The following is a 26,729-nucleotide window of genomic DNA, read 5'->3' on the forward strand; positions in this document are numbered from 1 at the left end:
ATGTCTTGATGAACCTGCTCTATCTGGCCTCCGGCTCACCACGCCGACGCGAACTGCTGACGCAGATCGGCGTGCCGTTTTCCGTCATCAGCGCGGACATCGATGAAACCCCTTTGAATGATGAATCCCCTGCGGCCTATGTCGAGCGTCTGGCGCGCGGCAAGGCTGAGGCCGGGCGCGCGGTGCTTGCGCTTAGCGAGCCCGCGCCAGCAGTTTGCGTACTGGGTGCCGATACCGCCGTAGTGCTCGATGGGCAGATTCTCGGTAAACCTGTCGATGAAGCCGATGCCCTGGCCATGCTCATGGCGCTGTCCGACCGTGAACATGAAGTCCTGACCGCGATCGCCGTGCTCGACGGGCAACGTTGCGAGTCGCGGGTGGTCCGCAGCCTGGTGCGGTTTCGGCCGATCAACCGCGAAGAAGCAGCGGCCTACTGGGCCAGCGGCGAGCCGCAGGACAAGGCCGGCGGTTACGGGATTCAAGGGCTTGGCGCGGTGTTTGTCGCCGGGCTCAATGGCAGTTATTCAGCGGTCGTTGGCCTGCCCGTGTGCGAAACCGCAGAACTGCTTGGCCATTTCGGCATACCCTGTTGGCAAAACCTTACCGTGCGCTAAGCGCCGTACCTGACTGACGCGGCCATTATCGTGAATACGCCTGAGCGAGACCCTGCCATGAGTGAAGAGATCCTGATCAACATCACGCCGATGGAATCGCGCGTGGCGGTGGTTGAAAACGGTGTTCTGCAAGAGGTTCATGTCGAGCGCACCCAGAAACGCGGCATCGTCGGCAATATCTACAAAGGCAAGGTGGTCCGGGTTCTGCCGGGCATGCAGGCGGCATTCGTCGATATCGGCCTGGACCGCGCGGCTTTTATTCACGCCTCGGAAATCTCCATGCGTGAAGGCCCGGTGGTGGAAAGTATCAGCGCCCTGGTCCATGAAGGACAGAGCCTGGTGGTGCAAGTCACCAAGGATCCGATCGGTTCCAAGGGCGCGCGCCTGACGACCCAGTTGTCGATTCCATCGCGTTATCTGGTGTACATGCCGCGCACTGCCCACGTCGGCATTTCCCTGAAGATCGAAGACGAAGCCGAGCGCGAGCGTCTGAAACAGGTGGTCAGCGACTGCGTGGCGAAGGAAGGCATCAAGGAGGCCGGTGGCTTCATCCTGCGTACCGCTGCCGAAGGCGCCGGGGCCGATGAGATCCTGATGGACATCCGTTACCTGCGCAGGCTGTGGGACCAGATCGCGGAGCAGATCAAGACCATCAGCGCACCGAGCGTGATTTATGAAGATCTGGGCCTGGCCTTGCGCACCTTGCGTGATCTGGTCAGCCCGAAGATCGAGAAAATCCGCATTGACTCCCGGGAAACCTTCCAGAAAACCACGCAGTTCGTCGCCGAATTGATGCCGGAAATCGCCGACCGCCTCGAGCACTATCCTGGCGAACGGCCGATTTTCGACCTGTACGGTGTCGAGGACGAGATCCAAAAAGCCCTGGAGCGTAAGGTGCCGCTCAAATCCGGCGGCTATCTGGTGGTCGATCCGGCGGAGGCCATGAGCACCATCGACGTCAACACCGGGGCGTTCGTTGGCCATCGCAACCTCGAAGAGACGATCTTCAAGACCAACCTCGAGGCTGCGACCGCGATTGCCCGCCAGCTGCGCCTGCGCAACCTGGGCGGGATCATCATCATCGATTTCATCGACATGGAAGATGAAGAGCACCAGCGTCAGGTGTTACGCACCCTGGAAAAGCAGCTGGAACGTGACCACGCCAAGACCAACATCATCGGAATCACCGAGTTGGGCCTGGTGCAGATGACCCGCAAGCGCACTCGCGAAAGTCTCGAGCAGGTGTTGTGCGAACCGTGCAGCAGCTGCCAGGGCCGCGGCAAGTTGAAAACTCCGGAAACGGTTTGCTACGAAATTTTCCGCGAAATCCTGCGCGAAGCGCGGGCTTATCAGGCGGTTGGCTATAGAGTACTGGCTAACCAGAAAGTAGTTGATCGGCTGCTCGACGAAGAGTCTGGCAACGTCGCTGAGCTGGAAGGGTTTATCGGACGGACCATCCGCTTCCAGGTCGAGACCATGTATTCCCAGGAACAATACGACGTGGTGCTGCTCTGAATCGGCGTGCTTTACTTTTATTGAAAGCGACTGATTTCAGCGTTTTGCATGACTATTGCCTCGGGGGCCACCTGACATGGAGCGTCTGATACGCTTTTTCGTTGCTCTGACCCGATGGTCCCTGGGGCTTTGCGCGTTGTTGTTGGTGTTGACTGCGCTGTACGTCAGTCTTGGCCGTGAATTGACGCCGCTGGTGGCCGAGTATCGCGTCGAAGTCGAGACCAAGGCCCGTGAAGCCTTGGCCATGCCGCTGCACATCGGCAGTCTCGAAGGCACCTGGAGCGACCTGGCACCGATTCTGTTGGTGCATGACGTAATGGTGGGCGAGGGCGCCAACGCGTTGCGCCTGGATCAGGTACGGGTGGTGCCGGATGTCTGGGCCAGCCTGATGGCGCGCGAAGTCCGCATCGCCCATCTGGAACTCAACGGTCTGAAACTGAACCTGAAGGAAAACCAGGATGGCCAGTGGGCGCTTGACGGGTTGCCGCTGTCGCAGGATAAGCCGTTCGATCCCGAGCAACTGCTCAATCGCCTGCAAATGGTTGCTGAGCTGTCGGTGCTGGACAGCCAGGTCACCTTGCAACCGTTCAATGAAACCCCGCTGACCCTGACCTATGTCGGCCTGAATCTTGAAACCGGCGCTACTCGCCAGCGTCTCGACGCCCGCCTTACCCTGCCTGACGGCCAACCCCTGGCCCTGAACCTGCGCACTCGCCTGCGCGCCAGCCAGTGGCGCGATGGCGAAGCCGATGCCTACCTGAGCCTGCCGCAAAGTGACTGGGCGCGCTGGCTGCCGGCGCGCTTGATCCGACAGTGGAAATTTTCCGAACTCAAGGCCGGTGGCGAGTTCTGGCTGAACTGGGGCCAGGGCACCGTGCAAAGTGCAGTCCTGCGCCTGAATGCTCCGCAAGTCAACGGTGCCTATGCCGAGCGCAAGCCAGTCAAGATCAACAATCTGGCGCTCAACGCCTGGCTCCAGCGCAGCGCTGAAGGCCTCAACGTAAAGGTCGATTCGCTGGCCATGAACCTCGGCGAAACTCGCTGGGAGTCCCATGTGCAACTCCAGCAACTGACCGCAGCGGAGAAGTCCGAGGAGCGCTGGCACCTGCAAGCGGATCGCCTCGATCTGACCCCGCTCACACCAGTGCTGGATGCCTTGGTCCCGGTGCCGGACAAGGTCGCCGAGGTGATCGACAACCTCAAGGTGACCGGCTCCCTGCGCAACGTCCTGCTCGATTACCGCCCGTTGGCCACTGGTGACCAGCGTTTGAGTTTCGCCGCCAATCTCGAGCGGGTCGGATTCAACGCCTATCACGGTGCCCCGGCGGCCCGAAACGTCACCGGCAGCATCAGTGGTGACCTCGGCCAGGGCGAGTTGCGCATGGACAGCAAGGATTTTTCCCTGCACCTGGACCCGATTTTCGCCAAGCCATGGCAGTACATCCAGGCCAATGCGCGGCTGACCTGGAAGCTCGACAAAGACAGTTTGACGCTGATCTCCCCGTATCTGAAAGTGCTCGGCGAAGAAGGCAAGATTGCCGGCGACTTCCTGATTCGCCTGTATTTCGATCCCGCCCAGGAAGACTACATGGACCTGCGGGTCGGGTTGGTCGACGGTGACGGTCGTTACACCGCCAAGTACTTGCCGACGATGCTCGGCCCCGCCCTGGATGAGTGGCTGCGCACGGCCATTCTCAAGGGCGCAGTGGACCAGGGCTTCTTCCAGTACCAGGGCTCGCTGAACCATGGCGCCGCCGAAACGGCGCGCAGCATCAGTCTGTTCTTCAAGGTGCATGACGCCGAACTGGCCTTCCAGCCGGGTTGGCCGCACGTCAGCAAGGTCAGCGGCGATGTCTTTGTCGAAGACAGCGGCGTACGAATCCTCGCCAGTAAAGGCCAGTTGCTCGACACCCAGGTTCGCGACATCTACGTCAACATTCCCCATGTGCCCAACGGACAAACCAGCCATCTGTTTCTCGATGGAGCGTTTGCCGGAGGCCTGGGCGACGGTTTGAAAATTCTCCAGGAAGCGCCGATCGGCACCGCTTCGGCCTTTGCCGGCTGGCAGGGCGAAGGGGATCTGCAGGGCAAGCTGAAACTGGATATTCCTTTGGCCAAAGGCGAGTTGCCGAAGATCCTGGTGGACTTCAAGACCGCCAAGGCGCGGCTGAAACTGAGCGAACCAGAGCTTGAACTCAGTCAGCTCAAGGGTGATTTCCGCTTTGACAGCAGCAAGGGCCTGAGTGGCCAGGGCATCACTGCACAAGCCTTCGAACGGCCGATTACCGCGCAGATCTTTGCCGACGGCAGCCCGGGGAGCCTAAAAACTCGCGTGGTCGCCAAGGGCCAGGTGGCGGTGAAGAAACTCACCGACTGGCTGAAAGTCAGCCAGCCGCTGCCGGTTTCCGGCGATCTGCCTTATCAGTTGCAGCTGACCCTTGATGGCGCCGACAGCCAACTGATGGTCAACTCCAGCCTCAAGGGCGTCGCGGTGGATTTGCCCGCGCCTTTCGGTCTGGCGACCGGCGAAAGCCGTGACACGGTGTTCCGGATGACCCTGCAAGGGCCTGAGCGGCGTTACTGGGCCGACTATGGCGACCTGGCCAACTTCACCTTCGCGGCGCCACCCGGCAACATCGCCGATGGTCGCGGTGAGCTGTTACTGGGCGACGGCGATGCACAGTTACCGGGCGCCAAAGGCTTGCGGGTCCGCGGCGTGCTGTCTGAGCTGGATATAGAACCGTGGAAAGCCCTGGTCGATCGTTATGCCGGGCAAGATCCCGGGGGCAGCGCCAAACAACTGTTGAGCAGTGCCGACATCAAAGTAGGCAAGCTTACCGGTTTTGGTACCACCTTCGATCAGGTTGCATTGCAATTGAATCGCAAACCGGCGACCTGGGCGTTGCAGATCGATAGCCAGCAGGCCAAGGGCAGTGTCGGCATCCCTGACGCCAAAGCCGCGCCTGTGATGATCGACCTGCAATACGTACGTTTGCCGGCGGTAGATCCGACGGTTCAGGCCGACGAAAATGCGCCGGACCCCTTGGCTTCGGTCGATCCGACGAAAATCCCTGCGCTGGATATCACCATCAGCCAGCTGTTTCAGGGCAAGGATCTGGTCGGTGGCTGGTCGCTCAAAGTGCGTCCAACCGCCAAGGGTATTGCACTCAACAATCTGGACCTGGGCCTCAAGGGCATGGTGTTGCAGGGCTCCGGTGGCTGGGAAGGCCAGCCAGGGACCAGCAGCAGTTGGTACAAGGGCCGTCTGGGCGGTAAAAACCTGGCGGATGTGCTTAAGGGCTGGGGCTTTGCTCCAACCGTGACCAGCCGCGACTTCCACATGGATGTCGACGGTCGTTGGCCGGGTTCGCCGGCCTGGGTCGGGCTCAAGCGCTTTTCCGGCAGTCTCGATGCAACACTGCGCAGCGGTCAGTTCGTTGAAGTCGAGGGCGGTGCGCAGGCATTGCGAGTGTTCGGTCTGCTGAACTTCAACTCGATCGGCCGGCGCCTGCGTCTCGATTTCTCTGACCTGTTCGGCAAAGGCTTGAGCTACGACCGGGTCAAGGGGCTGCTGGTGGCCACCAATGGGGTATACGTCACCCAAAAACCGATCACCCTGACCGGGCCCTCGAGCAATCTGGAACTCAATGGCACGCTGGACATGGTCGCTGACCAGGTCGATGCCAAGTTGCTGGTGACCTTGCCCGTAACCAACAACTTGCCGATCGCCGCCTTGATCGTCGGTGCTCCGGCGATTGGCGGTGCATTGTTCCTGATCGACAAGTTGATTGGTGATCGCGTGGCACGTTTCGCCAGCGTGAAATACACCGTCAAAGGCCCGTGGAAAGAGCCGAAAATCACCTACGACAAGCCTTTTTGAAAAACCACGATACATGCCTATGGAGTAGCATGGCGGCATCCCTTTCAAGGAATACGCCATGTCTCTTGCGGTGATTCAAATGGTCAGCCAGAGCGACGTGCTGGCCAATCTGGCTCAGGCCCGACGCTTGCTCGAGCAGGCCGCGGCCGGCGGTGCCCGGCTCGCGGTACTGCCGGAAAACTTCGCGGCCATGGGTCGCCGGGACGTTGCCGACCTTGGCCGTGCCGAGTCCCGGGGCGAGGGTCCGATCCTGCCTTGGTTGAAACAGACCGCTCGCGACCTCAAGTTATGGATAGTGGCTGGCACCTTGCCGTTGCCGCCGGTGGATCAACCGACGGCCAAGGCCAATGCCTGCTCGTTGCTGATCGACGAACACGGCGAGACGGTGGCGCGCTACGACAAACTGCATTTGTTCGATGTGGACGTGGCCGATCACCGCGGTCGTTATCGTGAATCCGATGACTATGCTTATGGAGGCTCGGTGGTGGTGGCTGACACGCCCGTCGGCCGGGTCGGGCTGTCGGTGTGTTATGACCTGCGTTTTCCCGAGTTGTACACTGAGTTGCGCGCCGCCGGTGCCGAGTTGATTACCGCGCCCTCGGCATTTACCGCTGTGACCGGTGCGGCTCATTGGGAGGTGCTGATTCGGGCGCGGGCCATCGAGACCCAGTGTTATGTACTGGCGGCCGCCCAGGGTGGGACTCACCCGGGCCCGCGAGATACCTTTGGCCATGCCGCGATTATCGACCCTTGGGGGCGTGTGCTGGCCGAACAGGATCAAGGCGAGGCCGTGCTGCTGGCCGAACGCGATAGCAGCGAACAGGCGTCCATCCGGGCGCGGATGCCAGTGGCCAGCCACCGGCGCTTTTTCTCGCAGGGCGCGCAGCGACCTGCCTCAGAACGATGAATTTAAGGCGTAAAGCATATGAGCGAGTTGTTGACCTCAGTCAGTGAACACCTTTTAGCACCCGGCGGCGTGACCATCGAAAGCCTGCAAGCAGTGCTCGGTGATCTGGCCGGGCCAGGCATCGATGCCGCCGACCTGTATTTCCAGGGACAGATTTCCGAGTCCTGGGCACTGGAAGATGGCATCGTCAAGGAGGGTAGCTTCAACCTCGACCAAGGGGTTGGCGTGCGTGCGCAATCGGGCGAGAAGACCGGTTTTGCCTACAGTAACGCCATCACCCTTGAAGCCCTGGGCGCGGCGGCTCGCGCAGCACGGTCGATCTCCCGGGCCGGGCAGAACGGTACAGTGCAGGCCTTCACCACCCAGGATGTTGCGCAGTTGTACGGGCCCGACAATCCACTGGAGGTGATGACTCGCGCCGAGAAAGTCGAACTGCTCAAGCGCATCGACGTGGCGACCCGCGCCCTCGATCCGCGTATCCAGCAGGTCACCGTGAGCATGGCCGGGGTCTGGGAACGGATTCTGGTGGCCTCCACCGACGGCAGCCTGGCGGCTGACGTACGGCCGCTGGTGCGCTTCAATGTCAGCGTCATCGTCGAACAGAATGGTCGCCGCGAACGCGGTGGTCACGGCGGCGGCGGACGTACCGACTACCGCTACTTCCTCGGCGAAGACCGCGCCATGGGTTATGCCCGTGAAGCGCTGCGCCAGGCGCTGGTCAACCTCGAAGCGATTCCAGCACCGGCTGGCACTTTGCCGGTGGTCCTCGGTTCCGGCTGGTCTGGCGTGCTGTTGCATGAAGCGGTAGGTCACGGTCTGGAAGGCGACTTCAACCGTAAAGGCGCCTCGGCTTACAGCGGCCGCATGGGTGAAATGGTTGCTTCCAAACTCTGCACCATCGTCGACGACGGCACTCTGGCCGGTCGCCGTGGCTCCCTGAGCATCGACGATGAAGGCACTCCGACCGAGTGCACCACGCTGATCGAAAACGGCGTGCTCAAAGGCTATATGCAGGACAAGCTCAATGCCCGCCTGATGGGCGTGGCCCGCACCGGTAACGGTCGTCGCGAGTCTTACGCGCATTTGCCGATGCCGCGGATGACCAACACCTACATGCTCGCGGGCGAAAGCGATCCGGCGGAAATCATTGCTTCGGTGAAGAGGGGCATTTACTGCGCCAATCTCGGCGGTGGTCAGGTGGACATCACCAGCGGAAAATTCGTGTTTTCTACCAGCGAGGCCTATCTGATCGAAGATGGCAAGATTACCGCTCCGGTCAAAGGTGCGACCTTGATCGGTAACGGGCCGGAAGCCATGAGCCGGGTGTCGATGGTCGGTAATGACCTGGCGCTGGACAGCGGGGTAGGGACGTGTGGCAAGGATGGACAGTCGGTGCCGGTAGGTGTCGGCCAGCCAACCTTGAAGATCGACGCGATCACCGTGGGTGGCACGGGCGGGTGAGGTGGAGCCTTGGGTGGGAGAACCGCAATGCGGCGCAACCCACCCGGGGTCGAAGACTAACGCAGACCGCGTTGAGTCTCGTCCAGCTCACGGATGTACTTGAAGATTTTTCGGCTGGCAGCAGGTGGCTTGCTTTGCGCAAGTTCATGCTGGGCCTGACGGATCAGGGAGCGCAGTTGCTGGCGATCCGCGTCCGGGTAGTCGATGACGAACTTCTCCAGGACGCCGTCATCGCCCGCGATCAAGCGATCGCGCCAGCGTTCCAGACCGTGGAAACGTTCGTTGTACTGGCGAGTGGAGGCATCGAGTTGATCAAGCAAGGACAGAATCGCGTCAGTGTCCTGATCGCGCATCAGTTTGCCGATGAACATGAGGTGCCGTTTACGCGCGATATTCGCGGTGTGCTTGGGCGCATCGTTCAGAGCCCGGCGCAAAGCGTCGGTCAATGGCAGTTTTGCCAGCAAGTCAGGCTTGAGTGTTGTAAGGCGCTCGCCAAGATCAACCAGAGCATGCAGCTCACGTTTGACCTGGGATTTGCTTTTCTCCCCATCGAGGGAGTCGTCGTAAGAATCAACCATGGTGGCAGTCCGCAAAGAAACGCCGCCATGATAACCAGTCGGGGGCCGCTTGTCCGGCCCGGTCGCTCGAAGGCCTTAACCGAAAGCAGAATTTGAGTGGAGAACACCATGAGTGCAGCAGAAAGCGTCGGCCCACAAGCTTTGCCGGCACTGCAGGAACAAGTCGAGCAGATCATCGCCGAAGCCAGGCGCCAGGGCGCCAGCGCCTGCGAAGTCGCGGTGTCTCTGGAGCAGGGTCTGTCGACCACGGTTCGTCAGCGGGAAGTCGAAACCGTTGAGTTCAACCGTGACCAGGGCTTTGGCATCACCTTGTATGTCGGCCAGCGCAAAGGCTCGGCCAGCACCTCGGCCAGCGGTCCGGAGGCAATTCGCGAAACCGTCGCCGCGGCACTGGCCATCGCCAAACACACTTCGCAAGACGAGTGTTCAGGGCTGGCCGATGCCGCCTTGATGGCCAAGGACTTGCCGGATTTCGACCTGTTTCATGCCTGGGACATTACCCCGGAACAAGCCATCGAGCAGGCTCTGGCCTGTGAAGCGGCGGCGTTTGCCGCCGACAGCCGGATCAAGAATGCTGATGGCACCACCTTGAGCACCCATCAGGGTTGCCGCGTGTATGGCAACAGCCACGGATTTGTCGGCGGTTACGCCTCAACCCGGCACAGCCTGAGCTGCGTGATGATTGCCGAAGCCGACGGTCAGATGCAGCGCGATTACTGGTATGACATGAATCGCCAGGGCGAACTGCTCGCTGATCCGGTCAGTATCGGCCAGCGTGCCGCGCAACGGGCGGCCAGCCGCCTGGGCGCACGTCCGGTTCCGACCTGCGAAGTGCCGGTGCTGTTTTCCGCAGAATTGGCCGGCGGTCTGTTCAGCAGCTTCCTCGGCGCGATTTCCGGCGGCAACCTGTACCGCAAATCATCGTTCCTCGAAGGCACGCTGGGGCAGCGGCTATTCCCAGAGTGGCTGACCCTGGATGAGCGCCCGCATTTGATGCGTGGTCTGGCCAGTTCGGCGTTCGATGGCGACGGTCTGGCCACTTATGCCAAACCTTTCGTGGAAAACGGCCATTTGGTGTCTTACGTATTGGGCACTTACTCCGGTCGCAAGCTGGGCATGCCGAGCACCGCTAACGCTGGCGGCGTGCATAACCTGTTCGTCACCCATGGCGAGGAAGATCAGGCGGCGTTGTTGCGTCGCATGGGGCGCGGGCTGTTGGTCACCGAGTTGATGGGGCAGGGCCTGAACATGGTGACGGGCGACTACTCCCGTGGTGCGGCCGGGTTCTGGGTGGAAAACGGCGAGATCCAGTTCGCCGTGCAGGAAGTGACCATCGCCGGCAACATGCGCGACATGTTTCAGCAGATTATCGCGGTGGGTAATGACCTGGAATTGCGTAGCAATATTCGTACGGGGTCGGTGTTGATCGAGCGGATGACGGTCGCGGGTAGCTAAACGGCTACAGCTTCAAAAGGAAGGCGTGTCACCTAGTGGGTGACGCGCCTTTTTTTTTGGGGGGAATTGGGTGAGCCGAAAAGATCGCAGCCTCGCTTCGCTCGACAGCTCCTACGGGGTTGTGTTGATTCTCAATATCATATAATAATAAATCTCATTATCGAATGAGCCCAGGTTATGAGTTCTGCCTTGCACGAGCAGCCTTACCTTGAAAGCTGGCGCTGGATGAGTCGTCAGATCCGTTGCGCGCTGGATCCTGACGAACCGCGCCTGATTGAGCACTACCTGGCTGAAGGCCGTTATCTGGCCTGTTGCACGGCCACCTCTCCCTGGATTGTCGCCGAGACCGCGTTCCGCCTGCTGCTCGACACTGCGAGTGACACAGCGCTGCCCTGGCATTGGCGCAGTCTGTGCCTGGATCAGGCCTGGCGACCGTTGCGTGATCTGGAGCGATTGTCCCTGTGCAAGTGTCGGCTCAAGCGCTGGCAAAGCTATTCCTGGCAACTGGCGACCTGCTCGTTGCAGCCCTCCATTCCTCTCATAGAACTGCTGCAAGGATTTCCCGATGAGTAATACCCGTATCGAACGCGACAGCATGGGTGAGTTGCAGGTGCCAGTGGATGCCTTGTATGGCGCGCAAACCCAGCGTGCAGTAAATAACTTCCCGATCAGCCAGCAGCGCATGCCCGCCCAGTTCATTCGCGCGCTGATCCTGGCCAAGGCCGCGGCGGCCAGGGCTAACGTCGAACTTGAACAGCTGAGCGAGGCTCAGGGCAAAGCCATTGTCGACGCGGCTCAAGGGTTGCTCGAAGGCGACTACATGCAGCATTTTCCGGTGGATATCTTCCAGACCGGTTCCGGCACCAGTTCCAATATGAATGCCAACGAAGTCATCGCGACGCTGGCCAGTCGCTTGTTGGGCGAGGCGGTCAACCCGAATGACCATGTCAACTGTGGGCAGAGCAGCAACGACATCATCCCGACCACCATTCATGTCAGCGCCGCATTGGCGCTGCACGAGCAGCTATTGCCGGCGCTGGTGCATCTGGTCGAAGTGATCGAGGACAAGGCCGGGCAGGTTCACCCGTTTATCAAGACCGGGCGCACGCACCTGATGGATGCGATGCCGGTGCGCATGAGTCAGGTGCTCAACGGCTGGGGCCAACAGCTCAAGGCCAATATCGGCCACCTGCAGGACTTGTTGCCGAGCCTGCAGTCCCTGGCTCAAGGCGGCACCGCGGTCGGCACCGGAATCAATGCCCACCCTGAATTCGCCGCACGTTTCAGCCAGCAACTCACTGCTTTGACCCAGGTGCAATTCACACCAGGCAAGGATCTGTTCGCGCTGATCGGTTCTCAGGATACCGCGGTAGCCGTCTCCGGCCAGCTGAAGGCCACTGCCGTGTCGCTGATGAAAATCGCCAACGACTTGCGCTGGATGAACTCCGGGCCCTTGGCTGGTCTCGGTGAAATTGAACTGGAAGCGTTGCAGCCGGGTTCGTCGATCATGCCTGGCAAGGTCAATCCGGTGATCCCGGAAGCCACTGCGATGGTCGCCGCTCAAGTGATCGGCAATGACACAGTGATCACGGTGGCCGGGCAGTCGGGCAACTTCGAACTGAACGTGATGCTGCCGATCATCGCGCAGAACTTGCTGAGCAGCATTGAGTTGCTGGCCAACTCCAGTCGTTTGCTGGGGGACAAGGCCATTGCCAGTTTCAAGGTCAATGAAGCCAAGCTCAAGGAAGCGCTATCGCGCAACCCGATCCTGGTCACTGCGCTCAACCCGATCATTGGTTACCAAAAGGCCGCAGAGATCGCCAAGCAGGCCTATCAGCAGGGGCGACCGGTTATCGATGTGGCCCTGGAACACACCGAACTGTCGCGCAGCCAACTGGAAGTCCTGCTGGATCCGGAAAAGCTCACGGCGGGTGGCGTGTAATCACCGACTCAGCTTTGGAGACTCACCATGGAGCACTGGAAACGCACGATCGAAAGGGCCAATCGCTGCTTCATTCAGGGCGAGCTGGTGGATGCCCGCGAGCACTACCTGCAGGCTTTAGCCCTGGCCCAGGTGTTATTCGAGCGCTGGCCGGATGCCGAGGAAGCGGTGGCGGCCTGCGTGATCTCCCATCACAACCTGGCAGACCTGCATTTGCGCCTGAACCAGCCGGAAGAAAGCGTGGAGTACCTCTGTTTGATTCACCAGCGGCTGTTGCAGACCCTCCAGGACGCACGGCTGGCACCAGCACTGCGTGAGGCCGCGTTACGTCAGAGCAGCAAGACTTACGTCGAATTACTCAATTTCATCAGTGAGCATGGCGAATACCCGCGAACCAACCGCTTGCTGCACAGCAACGTGGCGCAATCGGCTTCGGCCCATGCGCACGATGCATCGATCCCGAATGGCCCTCATTACGGAGCACATTGAGATGTCCTTTAGCTTGCCTGCCTTGCCATACGCTTATGACGCGCTGGAACCGCACATCGATGCACAAACCATGGAGATCCACTACAGCAAGCATCACCAGACTTACATCAACAACCTTAACGCGGCTGTCGAAGGTACCGAATGGGCTGACTGGTCTGTGGAAAAACTGGTCGCCAGCGTTCAGCAACTACCGGAAAAATTGCGCGCGGCGGTGATCAATCAGGGCGGCGGCCATGCCAACCATTCGTTGTTCTGGGCGGTCATGGCGCCTACGGGCGGCGGCAAGCCGGACTGTGTGCTGGGCGATGCGATCAATGAACAGCTGGGCGGCTTCGACAGCTTCAAGGACGCCTTCACCAAGGCCGCACTCACGCGTTTTGGCAGCGGCTGGGCCTGGCTGAGCGTAACGCCGCACAAGACGCTGATGGTGGAAAGCAGCGGTAATCAGGACAGCCCGTTGATGAATGGCAATACGCCGATCCTTGGACTGGACGTATGGGAGCACGCCTATTACTTGCTGTATCAGAACCGTCGCCCGGAATACATCAACGCCTTCTACAACGTGATCAATTGGCCTGAAGTCGCGCAGCGCTACCAGGCAGCTCTTGTTTAAGACCTCATGACTAAAGATTTAAGGCCGACTATGGGCACTGAAACACTGGCGATCAGCAGTGGGCGGATGTTTCGCTATGCGTTGGGTTCACTGTTGCTGTTGGCGGGAATGGCGTTGTTGGTCGCCCAAGGATTGGACTGGCTGGCGCTTGAACCGCGTTTGTTGCGCGCGTTGCAGGGGGGCGCGATCTGCGCCCTCGGCACGGCGTTGGGTGCGGTTCCGGTGTTGGTCATTCGCAGAATGCCGATGGCCGTCAGCGATACCTTGCTGGGTTTCGGTGCTGGCGTGATGCTGGCCGCCACCGCGTTTTCGCTGATTGTCCCGGGCATCTCGGCGGCCGAGAATCTTGGATTGACGCCATGGGCTGCCAGTGGATTGATCAGTTTCGGCATCATGCTGGGGGCGTTCGGTTTGTTTCTGGTGGATCGCAAGGTGTCCGGGGCGACCCCGCAAATGCTGGTGGGCACCGTTGAACGCCCGGTTATTCCGCCACGGATCTGGTTGTTTGTGTTTGCAATCATTGCTCACAACATTCCGGAAGGCATGGCGGTTGGCGTGTCGGCCGGGGGCGGAATGCCCGATGCCGACAGCCTGGCCATGGGTATTGCATTGCAGGATGTGCCGGAAGGCTTGGTGATTGCGTTGGTATTGGCCGGGGCAGGGATGTCACGGGTCAAGGCGTTCCTGATCGGTGCAGCTTCAGGTTTGGTTGAACCGGTCTTCGCGCTGTTGTGTGCCTGGCTGGTGAGCCTGGCCGAGATGCTCTTGCCGCTGGGATTGGCGCTGGCTGCCGGTGCCATGCTGTTGGTGGTGACTCACGAGATCATCCCCGAGTCGCGACGTAATGGTCACGACAAGCTGGCCAGTCTGGGGCTGTTGATCGGGTTTTGTCTGATGATGGTGATGGATACGGCGTTGGGGTGAATTGTGGCGAGGGGGCTTGCTGTGGGGGCTTTTGTGGCGAGGGGGCTTGCCCCCGTTGGGTCGCGAAGCGGCCCCAAACACTAACACCGCGGTCTCTCAGGTAGATCGCATACACCGGATTACGACTGCTTCGCAGCCGAGCGGGGGCAAGCCCCCTCGCCACAAAAAAGCCCGCTCAATACAGGTTGTGTATTACTCGCCTTCGTCGAAGTAGCGGTTGATCAGATCGACCAGTGCGTCCAGCGCTTCCTGCTCCTGCTCACCTTCGGTGCTCAGGTGGATTTTCGTTCCTTTGCCCGCAGCCAGCATCATCATGGCCATGATGCTTTTGCCGTCGATCGTGGATTCTGGGGTGCGTCCTACTCTGATCGTGCAATCCTTGAACTGACCGGCGACTCCAACAAATTTTGCAGAAGCCCGGGCATGCAGACCCAGCTTGTTGATGATTTCAATTTCCAGAGCGGGCATCGCGGTGTGGATCCTTTAGCTTAGGTCGCGGTGGCGAACCTGGACGTTCTTCAGGGATGTTTGCAGGACCTGACCCAGACGTTCGGTCAGGTAGACGGAGCGGTGATGCCCGCCGGTGCAGCCAATCGCGATGGTGACGTAGGCGCGGTTGCTGGCGGCGAAACGAGGCAGCCACTTCAGCAGATACGCGGAGATATCCTGGAACATTTCTTCTACATCCGGTTGCGCGGCCAGATAGTCGGCAACCGGCTGATCCAGCCCGGACTGCTCACGTAACTCGGGTTTCCAGTACGGATTGGGCAGGCAGCGCACATCGAACACCAGATCGGCATCGACCGGCATACCGCGCTTGAAACCGAAAGACTCGACCAGGAACGCCGTGCCCGGCTCCGGCTGATTCAGCAGGCGCAACTTGATGGTGTCGCGCAGTTGATACAGGTTCAGATGGGTAGTGTTGATCTTGAGATCTGCGAGGTCGGCAATCGGCCCGAGCAGGTTGGTTTCATCGTCAATGGCTTCGGCGAGCGATCGATTGGCGTTGCTCAGCGGGTGGCGCCGACGGGTTTCCGAAAAGCGCTTGAGCAGGGTTTCTTCGTCGGCGTCCAGGTACAGCACATCGCATTGTATGTGCCGGCCGCGCACTTCTTCGAGCAATTGCGGAAAGCGTGTCAGGTGGCTGGGCAGATTACGCGCATCGATCGAAACGGCGACCAGCGGCTGCGCCAGTTCCGTATGGATCAACGCGCGCTCGGCCAACTCCGGGAGCAAGCCTGCTGGCAGGTTATCGATGCAGTAATAGCCGCTGTCCTCCAGTACATCGAGGGCGGTGCTTTTACCTGAGCCGGATCGGCCGCTGACGATGATCAAGCGCATGATTAGGGACCGTTCTGCTCATCCAGGACAACCTGGTACAGGGCTTCGTTGGTTGCGGCGCTGCGAAGTCTTTCGCGCACTTCCTTGCGGTCAAGCATGCTGGCAATCTGCCGGAGCAGTTCCAGGTGCGCATCGGTAGCCGCTTCCGGGACCAGCAGGACAAACAGCAGGTCGACCGGGGCGCCATCGATGGCGTCGAAATCTATGGGGGCGTCCAGGTGCATCAAGGCACTGGTGGGCGACGTGCAGCCCTTGAGACGGCAGTGTGGGATGGCTATGCCGTTGCCAAACCCGGTGGAACCGAGTTTTTCACGGGCAATCAGACTCTCGAAGACATCTTGCATCTCCAGATCCGGCACTTCGCGGTGGATAAGGTTGGCAATTTGCTCGAGTGCGCGCTTTTTACTGCCGCCCGGCACGTTCACCAAAGAACGGCCGGGGGTCAGGATGTTTTCAAGTCGGATCATGGGTAGGGGATGTTAGCGACCGGTTGCGCCCTGAAGGAGGCTCTGGGTCTTTTCCTTATGCTTTTTGAGTTGGCGATCAAGCTTGTCGGTGAGCAGGTCGATAGCGGCATACATGTCCGTATGCTCAGCGTTGGCGACCACTTCTCCGCCGGGAATATGCAGCGTGGCTTCGATTTTCTGCAGCAGCTTCTCGACATTCATCGTGACTTGCACGTTGGTGATCTTGTCGAAATGCCTCTCCAATCGGTCGAGTTTTTCGCCGATATAGGTGCGCAGAGGTTCGGTTACTTCCAGTTGGTGTCCACTGATGTTGACTTGCATACAGCTTCTCCTTCGTTGCCAGTGCATAAGGCGGCAGGCTGGCTTGCCTGCCACTAGGCTGTGTCCGAAAACCGTCAGAGTTCTCAAACACACCCTGGAACGCTGGTGGCGTGGCCCGTTACATCAACCGCTTGCGTTCGCTCGAAGGCGCAATCCCAAGGGATTCGCGGTACTTGGCGACGGTGCGGCGGGCTACCTGAATGCCTTGTGCCTCCAGTAAACCAGCGATCTTGCTGTCACTCAACGGCTTTTTCTGATTTTCCGCCGCAACCAGTTTTTTGATGATCGCGCGAATCGCTGTGGACGAGCATTCACCGCCTTCAGAGGTGCTGACGTGGCTGGAGAAAAAGTATTTCAGTTCGTAGATACCCCGGGGGGTATGCATGAATTTTTGCGTGGTCACCCGGGAAATCGTCGACTCGTGCATGCCGACCGCTTCGGCGATATCATGCAGGACCAACGGTTTCATCGCCTCATCGCCGTATTCGAGAAAGCCGCGCTGGTGCTCGACGATCTGGGTGGCGACTTTCATCAGGGTTTCGTTGCGGCTTTGCAGGCTCTTGATGAACCAGCGCGCTTCCTGCAGTTGGTTGCGCATGAAAGTATTGTCGGCGCTGGTGTCGGCGCGGCGGACGAACCCGGCGTACTGCGGGTTGACCCGCAGGCGCGGCACGGATTCCTGATTCAGCTCCACCAGCCAGCGCTCGTTGTCCTTGCGCACGATCACATCGGGGACGACGTATTCGGCTTCACTGGATTCGATTTGCGAGCCAGGGCGCGGGTTGAGGCTTTGCACCAGCTCGATGATCTGCCGCAGCTCGTCTTCCTTGAGCTTCATGCGACGCATCAGCTGGCTATAGTCGCGGCTGCCGAGCAGATCGATGAAGTCGGTGACCAGGCGCTTGGCCTCGGTCAGCCAAGGGGTCTTGGCCGGCAGTTGCCGCAGTTGCAGCAACAGACACTCGCTCAGGTTTCGCGCACCTATCCCGGCCGGCTCGAATTGCTGGATGCGATGCAGGACGGCTTCGATTTCGTCCAGTTCGACGTCCATTTCCGGGTCGAAGGCTTCAAGGATTTCCTCGAGAGTCTCGTCCAGGTAGCCCTGATTGTTGATGCAATCGATCAGGGTCACGGCAATCAGGCGATCGGTGTCGGACATCGGTGCCAGGTTCAGTTGCCAGAGCAAATGGCTTTGCAGGCTCTCACCGGCCGATGTGCGGGTGGTGAAATCCCACTCGTCGTCATCGTTGCTCGGCAGGCTGCTCGCGCTGGTCTGGTAAACGTCTTCCCAGGCGGTGTCGACCGGCAGTTCATTGGGGATGCGTTCGTTCCAGTCGCCTTCCTCGAGGTTGTCCACCGTCGGGGCGGTTTCCTGGTAGGAGGGTTCCTGAACATCGGCATTGGGTTTCTGCTCGACGTTGTCGGCCAGAGGGTCGGCGTTATCGAAGTCGTCGCCATCTTCCTGGCGTTCGAGCATCGGATTGGACTCCAGGGCCTCCTGGATTTCCTGTTGCAGGTCCAGGGTCGACAATTGGAGCAGGCGGATGGCCTGTTGCAGCTGAGGTGTCATCGTCAGCTGCTGGCCCATTCTCAAGACTAGCGATGGTTTCATGGCAGGGGCTTAACACCTTATTCGCCGGCGCGCATGCGCCATCCACTACAGGGCGCCGGAGCGCCAAACATAAGCAAATTATATGCCTGAAATCGCAGTGTTTGCCTAGAGCGCTGTAACAATAAAAAAGTATAAGGTTTTGTTGACACTGGCGCTCCGGCAATGGCTGAACACCTGAATCGAGTGTTTGCCCCAAAACGCCTGCCACTGGCCCCACACCTCAAGGCTTACAGGCGGAACTCATGGCCCAGATACACTTCCTTGACCAGTTCGTTGGCCAGGATGGTCTCGGAGTCGCCTTCGGCGATCAGTTGACCGTCGTTGACGATGTAGGCGGTCTCGCAGATATCCAGGGTTTCACGGACGTTGTGGTCGGTGATCAGAACGCCGATGCCCTTGGCCTTCAGGTGGTAAATGATCTGCTTGATGTCGCCTACCGAAATCGGGTCTACGCCGGCGAAAGGTTCGTCGAGCAGGATGAATTTCGGCGATGTAGCGAGGGCCCGGGCAATTTCCACCCGGCGGCGTTCACCACCGGACAGGCTCATGCCCAGATTGTCGCGGATATGGTGGATGTGGAATTCCTCCAGCAGGCTTTCCAGCTCCTTGCGACGATCAGCCTTGTCGAGCTCCTTGCGGGTCTCGAGGATGGCCATGATGTTGTCGGCGACCGAGAGTTTGCGGAAGATCGACGCTTCTTGCGGCAGATAGCCGATGCCAGCCCGTGCCCGACCATGCATTGGCTGGTGGCTGACGTCCAGATCGTCGATGAGTACCCGACCCTGATCGGCCTGGACCAGGCCGACGATCATGTAGAAGCAGGTGGTCTTGCCAGCACCGTTCGGACCGAGCAGGCCGACGATCTGACCGCTGTCGATGGACAGGCTGACGTCGCGCACGACCTGGCGGCTCTTGTAGCTCTTGGCCAGATGCTGAGCTTTCAGAGTTGCCATTACGGGGCCTTTTGCTCGTCGGTTTTCTTCTTCGGCTGGATCACCATGTCGACTCGCGGACGTGGCGTGGTCACCGAGGCACCGGTAGCGCGGCCGGCATTGGCGACCTGCTTCACGGTGTCATAGACGATTTTCTCGCCTTCGGTGGTATTGCCTTCGTTGATCACTTTGGCTTTGTCGATCAGCACGATGCGATCTTTCGATGCGTGGTACTGGATGGTCACGGCATAGGCCTTGACCGGCTCCGGATCACCGGCCTTCTGCAGCTGTTCGAAGTAAGCCAGGTTGCCGACGGAGGTGACCACGTCGACTTCGCCCGAAGGCGCGCGGGTGATGGTCACGGTGTTGCCGGTGATCTTCATCGAACCCTGGGTGATGATGACATCGCCCTTGTAGGTGGCAATGCCTTGCTTGTCGTCCAGTTGGGCGTCGTCGGCCTGAATGCGGATTGGTTGATCTCTATCAGTCGGCAGAGCCCAGGCGCTCGCGCTTCCCAGTGCTGCGCTCAGGCTGAGCAAAATAGGGAGGGTTTTAACGAGACTCATACTGTCCTCTTACGTTAGATAGCAGGTGTATCCTGCTTTCTTTCAAATACGCTTTCATGCCATTGCCAGTCGACACGCCACCAGCGCCGTCGATTCTAACGGCTTGCTCGGTCTGCGCATATTCCTGCTGAGGGAATACCGTCATGCGACTGCTGGTAATAATCGTCGTGCGGTTTTTATCGTCGGTACGTGCGATACGTACCGAGTCAATCAATTCGACTTCAGTGCCACCAGAATTGACCTCGCCACGCTCACTCTGGACGTGCCAGGGATAAGCCGTGCCGCGATACAGGTTCAGGTCGGGCTTGGTCAGCAAGGTCACATCGGTTGCTTTCAGATGTTCGACCTTGTCCGAAGTCATTTCGTACTGCAACTTGCCATCAGGCAGAAACTGCACGCTGTGGGCATTGATGGCGTAGTAGTCAATGGCCGTTGCGTCGACGACAGTCGGCGGGCGCTCCATGAAGCGTTCCGGGCTGATGTTCCAGTAGCCAACGGCCGCAAACAGCGCGGCAATGGCCGTGAACATCAAAATATTACGAACTTTTTTGCTCAGCATAGGTGGCTCTACAGGTAAGCGGCGTTGGCTGCTTCAAGGTTGCCTTGGGCGCGCAGGATCAGCTCGCAGAATTCGCGTGCAGCCCCTTCACCGCCACGGGCCTGGGTAATGCCGTGTGCATGTTCGCGGACGAAACTGGCGGCGCTGGCCACTGCCATGCCCAGACCCACGCGACGAATCACCGGCAGGTCAGGCAGGTCGTCACCGAGGTAGGCAACTTGTTCATAGCTCAGGTTGAGTTGCGCGAGAAGCTCGTCGAGCACTACCAACTTGTCTTCGCGGCCCTGATAAAGATGAGGGATTCCGAGGTTTTTTGCGCGGCGCTCGACCACCGGGGTTTTGCGGCCGCTGATAATAGCCGTCTGCACGCCGGATGCCATAAGCATTTTGATGCCTTGGCCGTCGAGTGTGTTGAATGTCTTGAATTCGCTGCCGTCTTCGAGAAAGTACAGGCGGCCATCGGTCAGCACGCCGTCGACGTCGAAAACCGCCAGTTTGATGTGTTTGCCGCGCTGCAACAGATCGGTGCTCATTATATTACTCCCGCACGCAGCAAATCGTGCATGTTCAAGGCGCCAACCGGCCGGTCTTCGCTGTCGACCACCACCAGGGCGTTGATTTTATTGTCTTCCATTATTTTCAGGGCTTCGGCGGCGAGCATCTCGGCCCGTGCGGTCTTGCCATGAGCAGTCATCACTTCGTCAATGATGGTGCTGTGGATGTCAATGGTGCGATCCAGTGTGCGGCGCAAGTCGCCATCAGTGAATATCCCGGCCAGGCGTCCGTCGGCCTCGAGCACCACGGTCATGCCCAGACCTTTGCGAGTCATTTCCATCAAGGCATCTTTGAGCAAGGTGCCGCGCTGCACGTGCGGCAACTCCGTACCGGCGTGCATGACGTTTTCCACTTTCAGCAGCAGGCGACGACCCAGGGCACCGCCCGGATGGGAAAAGGCGAAATCTTCGGCGGTGAAGCCCCGAGCTTCAAGCAGGGCGACAGCCAGTGCATCGCCCATGACCAGCGCGGCGGTGGTCGAAGAAGTCGGCGCCAGGTTCAGCGGACAGGCTTCGTGCTCGACATTGACATTGAGATTGACCTCGGCAGCCTTGGCCAGCGCCGAGTCGGGATTGCCGGTCAGGCTGATCAACTGGATACCCAGGCGTTTGATCAAGGGCAACAGCGTGATGATTTCATTGGTGGAACCGGAGTTGGACAGTGCGAGGATAATGTCATCGCGCGTAATCATGCCCATGTCACCGTGGCTGGCTTCAGCCGGATGGACGAAAAAGGCGGTGGTGCCGGTGCTGGCCAGGGTGGCTGCTATTTTGCTGCCGATGTGCCCGGATTTGCCCATGCCGACCACCACCACACGGCCTTTGCTGGCCAGAATCATCTCGCAAGCGCGTACGAAATCTGCGTCGATATGGGCCAGCAAGCCTTGTACGGCTTCAAGTTCGAGGCGGATGGTGCGTTGTGCTGATTGAATCAGGTCGCTGGATTGGCTCATGACAGAAGTCGAATACCCTGATGAAAAGGCGGCGATTATAACGGTAATGATCGATTCCCTCACACAAGTTCGTCAGGCTTTATGTGAGAGGTTCTGCCGAACCGCTCCATTGGGCCGCTTTTTGCCTGTCCGCTTGCTGAACAGGCTTGGCTTCGGCCTTGGGCGCTCTGCGTCAGCAGTGATATAGTTCGCCGCCTGTTCGGCCTGCCCGGGATCTTTGTGCTTTTGGTAGGGAGCCAGGCGTCCAAGTGAGAGGCTGCATCGCAAGGAGTTTAGATGAGTGCCGATAACGCCTACGCGGTCGAGCTGAAGGGACTGTCCTTCAAGCGCGGTACGCGCAGCATTTTCAATAACGTCGATATTCGCATTCCGCGGGGCAAGGTCACCGGCATCATGGGACCTTCCGGCTGCGGCAAAACCACACTGCTGCGCCTGATGGGCGCGCAGTTGCGGCCCAGCAGCGGCGAAGTCTGGGTCAATGGCCAGAACCTGCCGAAGCTTTCGCGCAGCGATCTGTTCGACGCACGCAAGCAAATGGGCGTGTTGTTTCAGAGCGGTGCACTGTTCACGGATCTGGATGTTTTCGAGAACGTCGCCTTTCCATTGCGCGTTCACACCCAGTTGCCGGATGAAATGATCCGCGACATCGTCTTGCTGAAATTGCAGGCGGTGGGGTTGCGTGGCGCCATCGATTTGATGCCGGACGAGTTGTCGGGCGGCATGAAGCGTCGCGTCGCGCTGGCGCGAGCCATTGCGCTCGATCCGCAGATCCTCATGTATGACGAGCCCTTTGTCGGTCAGGACCCTATCGCCATGGGCGTGCTGGTGCGCCTGATCCGTCTGCTCAACGATGCCCTGGGGATCACCAGTATCGTGGTTTCCCACGACCTGGCCGAGACCGCGAGCATTGCCGACTACCTGTATGTGGTCGGCGATGAACAGGTATTGGGGCAGGGGACTCCGCAAGAGTTGATGAACTCCGATAACCCACGCATTCGTCAATTCATGACCGGCGAACCGGATGGCCCGGTACCGTTTCACTTTCCGGCGCCGGATTACCGCGCAGATCTTCTGGGGAAGCGCTGATGCGCAGGAAATCACTGATTGAGAGGATTCGCCTCTTCGGTCGCTCGGCAATCGATATAGTCGAAGTGCTCGGGCGTTCGACACTGTTTTTGTTTCATGCATTGCTTGGTCGCGGTTCGGTTGGCGGCGGGTTTGGCCTGCTGGTCAAACAACTGCATTCGGTGGGCGTGATGTCCCTGGTGATCATAGTGGTCTCCGGGGTGTTCATCGGCATGGTGCTGGCGCTGCAAGGCTTCAACATCCTGTCCGGCTACGGTTCGGAGCAGGCGGTCGGGCAGATGGTTGCGCTGACCTTGCTGCGCGAACTGGGGCCGGTGGTCACGGCTTTGTTGTTCGCCGGGCGTGCCGGTTCGGCCCTGACCGCCGAAATCGGCAACATGAAATCCACCGAGCAACTTTCCAGTCTGGAAATGATTGGTGTGGACCCGCTCAAATACATCATTGCCCCGCGCCTTTGGGCCGGTTTCATTTCCCTGCCGCTGCTGGCGATCATTTTCAGCGTGGTAGGGATCTGGGGTGGCTCCTGGGTGGCTGTCGACTGGCTTGGCGTGTATGAAGGTTCCTACTGGTCGAACATGCAAAACAGCGTGAATTTCAGCGACGATGTGCTCAATGGTGTGATCAAAAGCATCGTTTTTGCCTTTGTAGTGACCTGGATTGCCGTATTCCAAGGCTATGACTGCGAGCCCACATCCGAGGGGATCAGCCGTGCCACCACCAAGACCGTGGTGTATGCCTCATTGGCCATTCTCGGCCTGGATTTTATTTTGACCGCCTTGATGTTTGGAGATTTCTGATGCAAAACCGCACCCTGGAAATCGGTGTCGGCCTTTTCTTGCTGGCTGGCATCCTGGCTTTGCTGTTACTTGCGTTGCGGGTCAGTGGTCTGTCCCCGACCTCGAGCAGCGACAGCTATAAACTTTATGCGTATTTCGACAATATCGCCGGTTTGACGGTCAGATCCAAAGTGACCATGGCCGGTGTGACTATCGGCAAGGTCACGGCTATCGATCTGGATCGCGACAGTTTCACAGGGAGAGTCACGCTGCAGCTGGAAAAGCGGGTAGATAATCTGCCGACTGATTCCACTGCTTCGATCCTGACTTCTGGCCTGTTGGGCGAGAAATACATCGGCCTCAGCGTGGGCGGGGAGGAGACCCTGCTCAAGGATGGTTCCACCATCCATGACACCCAGTCATCGTTGGTGCTCGAAGACCTGATCGGTAAATTCCTGCTCAATACCGTTAGCAAAGACGCCAAATGAGGAGTTTTTTCATGATCTCTACCTTGCGACGTGGCCTGTTGGTATTACTCGCGGCGCTGCCGTTGATGGCTAACGCCGTGGCTGCGCCTTCCGCGCACGATCTGGTACAGGACACCACTACCCGGTTGCTGGCCGACCTGGCAGCCAATAAAGAGAAGTACAAGCAAAGCCCAAGTGCGTTCTACGATGCCCTGAACGGTATCGTCGGCCCGGCGATCGATGCCGATGGCATTTCCCGCAGCATCATGACGGTCAAGTATTCGCGTAAAGCCACGCCTCAACAGATGACGCGCTTTCAGGACAACTTCAAGCGCAGCCTGATGCAGTTCTATGGCAACGCCTTGCTCGAATACAACAACCAGGGCATCACCGTTTCCCCTGCCAAGGATGAAGGGAAGGATCGCACCAGCGTCGATATGCAAGTCAAGGGCAATAACGGTTCGATCTACCCGGTTTCCTACACCCTGACCAAAATCAACGGTGAATGGAAAGTCCGCAACGTGATCATCAACGGCATCAACATTGGCAAGCTGTTCCGTGATCAGTTCGCTGACGCCATGCAGCGCAATGGCAATGACCTGGACAAGACCATCGATGGTTGGGCCGGTGAAGTCGCCAAAGCCAAGGAAAAGACTGAAGAATCCACCGAGAAGACTGTGCAATGACTGAGTCGGCAGTCCGTATGACCCCAACTGGCGAGCTGTTGCTCAGTGGCGTACTGGATTTTCGCACCGGTCCCGGTCTGCGCAAGGAAGGCCAGGCCTTGATCAACGCCAGCACGGCAGCGTCCTTGATTGTCGATTGCTCGGCGGTGGAAAAGTCCAGCAGTGTCGGTCTGTCGCTGTTGCTGGCCTTCATGCGGGATGCGCAGGCGGCCGGCAAGGCGCTGAGCATCCGCGCGTTACCCGACGACATGCGTGAAATTGCTCAGGTCAGCGGTTTGACCGAGCTGTTGGCGCATCCCTAACTATCATCTATAGAGAGGCCCCCCCGTCAGAGTCCTGCTTGGCGGGGTTCGCAGGCGCGGGGCTTTTTTGTATGATGTCCGACCCGCGCGCACTTGGCGCCGATTGAGGTTGAGCATGCAGGCCACAGAAGTGAAGAGCTTTCTCGAGGGAAAGCTGCCCGGAACTCTGGTAGAAGTTGAGGGCGAAGGCTGCAATTTTCAGCTGAACGTGATTAGTGACGAATTGGTGGCTTTGAGCCCGGTCAAGCGTCAGCAGAGCGTCTATGCCCATTTGAACCCATGGATCGCCGATGGCAGCATCCACGCGGTCACTATGAAATTTTTCAGCAGCGCGGCCTGGGCCGAGCGCACCTGATCCCAAGGGCGACGAGATTCTTATGGATAAATTGATTATTACCGGCGGTGCTCGTCTTGATGGCGAAATCCGTATCTCCGGGGCAAAGAACTCGGCCCTGCCGATTCTGGCTGCAACCTTGCTGTGCGATGGCCCGGTGACGGTTGCCAACCTGCCGCACTTGCACGACATCACCACCATGATCGAGCTGTTTGGTCGCATGGGCATCGAGCCGGTGATTGATGAAAAACTCAGCGTCGAAATCGATCCACGCACCATCAAGACCCTGATCGCTCCGTACGAACTGGTGAAAACCATGCGTGCCTCGATCCTGGTTCTGGGTCCGATGGTTGCCCGTTTTGGTGAAGCGGAAGTTGCACTGCCTGGCGGTTGCGCCATTGGTTCGCGTCCGGTCGACCTGCACATCCGTGGTCTCGAAGCCATGGGCGCGGTCATCGACGTCGAAGGCGGCTATATCAAGGCCAAGGCGCCTGAAGGCGGCCTGCGCGGTGCGCATTTCTTCTTCGACACCGTCAGCGTGACCGGTACCGAAAACATCATGATGGCAGCCGCCTTGGCCAAGGGCCGCAGCGTTCTGGCAAACGCCGCTCGCGAGCCTGAAGTCATCGACCTGGCGAACTTCCTGATCGCCATGGGTGCCAAGATCTCCGGCGCCGGTACCGACACCATCACCATCGATGGCGTGGAACGTCTGCACCCGACGATCTACAAAGTGATGCCGGACCGCATCGAAACCGGTACCTACCTGGTCGCTGCTGCCGTGACCGGCGGCCGTGTGAAGGTCAAGGACACCGATCCGACCATCCTTGAAGCCGTACTGGAGAAACTCAAGGAAGCCGGTGCCGAAATCACCTGCGGTGAAGACTGGATCGAGCTGAACATGCACGGCAAGCGGCCAAAAGCCGTCAACATCCGTACAGCTCCGTACCCGGCGTTCCCGACCGACATGCAGGCGCAGTTCATCTCGCTCAACGCCATTGCCGAAGGCACTGGTGCGGTGATCGAGACCATCTTCGAAAACCGCTTCATGCACGTGTATGAATTGCACCGCATGGGCGCCAAGATCCAGGTCGAAGGCAACACTGCGATCGTTACCGGTACCGAGAAACTCAAGGGCGCGCCAGTCATGGCTACCGACCTGCGGGCTTCGGCCAGCCTGGTGATTTCGGCACTGGTCGCCGAAGGCGACACGCTGATCGATCGCATCTATCACATAGATCGTGGTTATGAGTGCATCGAAGAGAAACTGCAGATGCTCGGCGCGAAGATCCGCCGCGTACCGGGCTAGTTTCTGCGTCAAGGGCACAGGGAGGTGCCCGACAGCTGGTTTTCGTTCCAAATCGAGCCTGAGCTTTTTCAGGCTCGATGTGTGTC

Annotated in this window: 29 protein-coding genes; 18 read left to right on the plus strand and 11 right to left on the minus strand. The window is 59.2% G+C overall.

What is annotated here, in order from left to right; translation table 11 throughout:
• The first annotated feature begins 8 nt into the window (after positions 1-8).
• The 5 genes from ACA064_RS04700 to tldD all read left to right on the plus strand — a co-directional run bounded on the left by ACA064_RS04700 (position 9) and on the right by tldD (position 8,377).
• A complete protein-coding gene (locus ACA064_RS04700; protein WP_497672328.1) occupies positions 9-614 on the plus strand; it encodes a Maf family protein in 606 nt (201 codons plus the stop codon).
• A 57-nt stretch (positions 615-671) separates the two neighbouring features.
• Entirely contained in the window at positions 672-2,129 is a 1,458-nt protein-coding gene (gene rng, locus ACA064_RS04705) for a ribonuclease G (protein ID WP_497672329.1), read from the plus strand.
• 76 nt (positions 2,130-2,205) lie between these two features.
• A complete protein-coding gene (locus ACA064_RS04710) occupies positions 2,206-6,009 on the plus strand; it encodes a YhdP family protein (protein ID WP_497672330.1) in 3,804 nt (1,267 codons plus the stop codon).
• A 58-nt stretch (positions 6,010-6,067) separates the two neighbouring features.
• Complete coding sequence (locus tag ACA064_RS04715) at positions 6,068-6,916, plus strand: carbon-nitrogen hydrolase family protein (RefSeq protein ID WP_497672331.1); 849 nt, start codon at positions 6,068-6,070, stop codon at positions 6,914-6,916.
• Positions 6,917-6,934: 18 nt separating this feature from the next.
• Entirely contained in the window at positions 6,935-8,377 is a 1,443-nt protein-coding gene (tldD, locus tag ACA064_RS04720) for a metalloprotease TldD (RefSeq protein ID WP_497672332.1), read from the plus strand.
• Between the two features lie 56 nt (positions 8,378-8,433).
• Here the strand turns inward: tldD and yjgA are convergent, their stop codons facing one another.
• The gene (gene yjgA / locus ACA064_RS04725; RefSeq protein WP_497672333.1) at positions 8,434-8,955 is read right to left on the minus strand and encodes a ribosome biogenesis factor YjgA; all 522 of its coding nucleotides are present in this window, start codon (positions 8,953-8,955) and stop codon (positions 8,434-8,436) included.
• A gap of 108 nt (positions 8,956-9,063) precedes the next feature.
• Between yjgA and pmbA the strand changes: the two genes are divergently transcribed.
• From pmbA to ACA064_RS04755, 6 genes are all read left to right on the plus strand, one after another.
• Positions 9,064-10,410 (plus strand): metalloprotease PmbA, encoded by a 1,347-nt coding sequence (gene pmbA / locus ACA064_RS04730; protein ID WP_497672334.1) that lies wholly within the window; start codon positions 9,064-9,066, stop codon positions 10,408-10,410.
• Positions 10,411-10,587: 177 nt separating this feature from the next.
• Complete coding sequence (locus ACA064_RS04735) at positions 10,588-10,983, plus strand: FagA protein (protein ID WP_497672335.1); 396 nt, start codon at positions 10,588-10,590, stop codon at positions 10,981-10,983.
• Positions 10,976-12,352 carry a class II fumarate hydratase gene (locus tag ACA064_RS04740; protein ID WP_497672336.1) on the plus strand — a complete coding sequence of 459 codons (1,377 nt, stop codon included), beginning with the start codon at positions 10,976-10,978 and terminating at the stop codon, positions 12,350-12,352. The genes ACA064_RS04735 and ACA064_RS04740 overlap by 8 nt, the downstream gene beginning before the upstream one ends.
• A 27-nt stretch (positions 12,353-12,379) precedes the next feature.
• Entirely contained in the window at positions 12,380-12,841 is a 462-nt protein-coding gene (locus tag ACA064_RS04745; protein ID WP_497672337.1) for a DUF2753 family protein, read from the plus strand.
• A gap of 1 nt (position 12,842) precedes the next feature.
• Positions 12,843-13,454: a superoxide dismutase gene (locus tag ACA064_RS04750; RefSeq protein WP_497672338.1), complete on the plus strand. Its 612-nt coding sequence runs from the start codon at positions 12,843-12,845 to the stop codon at positions 13,452-13,454.
• A gap of 30 nt (positions 13,455-13,484) precedes the next feature.
• A complete protein-coding gene (locus ACA064_RS04755; protein ID WP_497672339.1) occupies positions 13,485-14,378 on the plus strand; it encodes a ZIP family metal transporter in 894 nt (297 codons plus the stop codon).
• Between the two features lie 192 nt (positions 14,379-14,570).
• Here ACA064_RS04755 and ACA064_RS04760 read toward each other — a convergent pair whose 3' ends face one another.
• The 10 genes from ACA064_RS04760 to ACA064_RS04805 form a co-directional block, all read right to left on the minus strand.
• Positions 14,571-14,846: an HPr family phosphocarrier protein gene (locus ACA064_RS04760; RefSeq protein ID WP_150640646.1), complete on the minus strand. Its 276-nt coding sequence runs from the start codon at positions 14,844-14,846 to the stop codon at positions 14,571-14,573.
• A gap of 15 nt (positions 14,847-14,861) precedes the next feature.
• Positions 14,862-15,719: an RNase adapter RapZ gene (gene rapZ, locus ACA064_RS04765; RefSeq protein WP_150640645.1), complete on the minus strand. Its 858-nt coding sequence runs from the start codon at positions 15,717-15,719 to the stop codon at positions 14,862-14,864.
• A gap of 2 nt (positions 15,720-15,721) precedes the next feature.
• A complete protein-coding gene (gene ptsN, locus ACA064_RS04770) occupies positions 15,722-16,186 on the minus strand; it encodes a PTS IIA-like nitrogen regulatory protein PtsN (RefSeq protein ID WP_497672340.1) in 465 nt (154 codons plus the stop codon).
• Between the two features lie 12 nt (positions 16,187-16,198).
• A complete protein-coding gene (hpf, locus tag ACA064_RS04775) occupies positions 16,199-16,507 on the minus strand; it encodes a ribosome hibernation-promoting factor, HPF/YfiA family (protein ID WP_003178005.1) in 309 nt (102 codons plus the stop codon).
• A gap of 118 nt (positions 16,508-16,625) precedes the next feature.
• Positions 16,626-18,119: an RNA polymerase factor sigma-54 gene (locus tag ACA064_RS04780; RefSeq protein WP_497672341.1), complete on the minus strand. Its 1,494-nt coding sequence runs from the start codon at positions 18,117-18,119 to the stop codon at positions 16,626-16,628.
• A 227-nt stretch (positions 18,120-18,346) separates the two neighbouring features.
• Positions 18,347-19,072, minus strand: a complete 726-nt coding sequence (gene lptB / locus ACA064_RS04785) for an LPS export ABC transporter ATP-binding protein (RefSeq protein ID WP_497672342.1) — start codon at positions 19,070-19,072, stop codon at positions 18,347-18,349.
• Entirely contained in the window at positions 19,072-19,617 is a 546-nt protein-coding gene (gene lptA, locus ACA064_RS04790) for a lipopolysaccharide transport periplasmic protein LptA (RefSeq protein ID WP_497672343.1), read from the minus strand. Before lptA ends, lptB begins: the two co-directional genes overlap by 1 nt.
• Positions 19,604-20,176 (minus strand): LPS export ABC transporter periplasmic protein LptC, encoded by a 573-nt coding sequence (gene lptC / locus ACA064_RS04795; protein WP_497672344.1) that lies wholly within the window; start codon positions 20,174-20,176, stop codon positions 19,604-19,606. The genes lptA and lptC overlap by 14 nt, the downstream gene beginning before the upstream one ends.
• Before the next feature lie 8 nt (positions 20,177-20,184).
• Positions 20,185-20,709, minus strand: coding sequence for a KdsC family phosphatase (locus ACA064_RS04800; protein WP_497672345.1), 525 nt, complete (start codon positions 20,707-20,709; stop codon positions 20,185-20,187).
• Complete coding sequence (locus ACA064_RS04805) at positions 20,709-21,683, minus strand: KpsF/GutQ family sugar-phosphate isomerase (RefSeq protein ID WP_497672346.1); 975 nt, start codon at positions 21,681-21,683, stop codon at positions 20,709-20,711. The genes ACA064_RS04800 and ACA064_RS04805 overlap by 1 nt, the downstream gene beginning before the upstream one ends.
• Positions 21,684-21,959: 276 nt before the next feature.
• Here ACA064_RS04805 and ACA064_RS04810 point away from each other — a divergent pair, with 276 nt between their 5' ends.
• From ACA064_RS04810 to murA, 7 genes are all read left to right on the plus strand, one after another.
• The gene (locus ACA064_RS04810) at positions 21,960-22,769 is read left to right on the plus strand and encodes an ATP-binding cassette domain-containing protein (protein WP_497672347.1); all 810 of its coding nucleotides are present in this window, start codon (positions 21,960-21,962) and stop codon (positions 22,767-22,769) included.
• The gene (mlaE, locus tag ACA064_RS04815) at positions 22,769-23,566 is read left to right on the plus strand and encodes a lipid asymmetry maintenance ABC transporter permease subunit MlaE (RefSeq protein WP_497672348.1); all 798 of its coding nucleotides are present in this window, start codon (positions 22,769-22,771) and stop codon (positions 23,564-23,566) included. Before ACA064_RS04810 ends, mlaE begins: the two co-directional genes overlap by 1 nt.
• Positions 23,566-24,033, plus strand: a complete 468-nt coding sequence (mlaD, locus tag ACA064_RS04820; RefSeq protein ID WP_497672349.1) for an outer membrane lipid asymmetry maintenance protein MlaD — start codon at positions 23,566-23,568, stop codon at positions 24,031-24,033. Before mlaE ends, mlaD begins: the two co-directional genes overlap by 1 nt.
• 11 nt (positions 24,034-24,044) lie before the next feature.
• Positions 24,045-24,698 (plus strand): MlaC/ttg2D family ABC transporter substrate-binding protein, encoded by a 654-nt coding sequence (locus tag ACA064_RS04825; protein WP_497672350.1) that lies wholly within the window; start codon positions 24,045-24,047, stop codon positions 24,696-24,698.
• Positions 24,695-25,000: an STAS domain-containing protein gene (locus ACA064_RS04830; protein WP_497672351.1), complete on the plus strand. Its 306-nt coding sequence runs from the start codon at positions 24,695-24,697 to the stop codon at positions 24,998-25,000. Before ACA064_RS04825 ends, ACA064_RS04830 begins: the two co-directional genes overlap by 4 nt.
• Before the next feature lie 115 nt (positions 25,001-25,115).
• Positions 25,116-25,355: a BolA family protein gene (locus ACA064_RS04835; protein WP_497672352.1), complete on the plus strand. Its 240-nt coding sequence runs from the start codon at positions 25,116-25,118 to the stop codon at positions 25,353-25,355.
• 22 nt (positions 25,356-25,377) lie between these two features.
• Positions 25,378-26,643 (plus strand): UDP-N-acetylglucosamine 1-carboxyvinyltransferase, encoded by a 1,266-nt coding sequence (murA, locus tag ACA064_RS04840; protein ID WP_497672353.1) that lies wholly within the window; start codon positions 25,378-25,380, stop codon positions 26,641-26,643.
• The last annotated feature ends 86 nt before the right edge of the window (positions 26,644-26,729 follow it).

The sequence above is a fragment of the Pseudomonas sp. LBUM1658 genome (assembly GCF_059716055.1).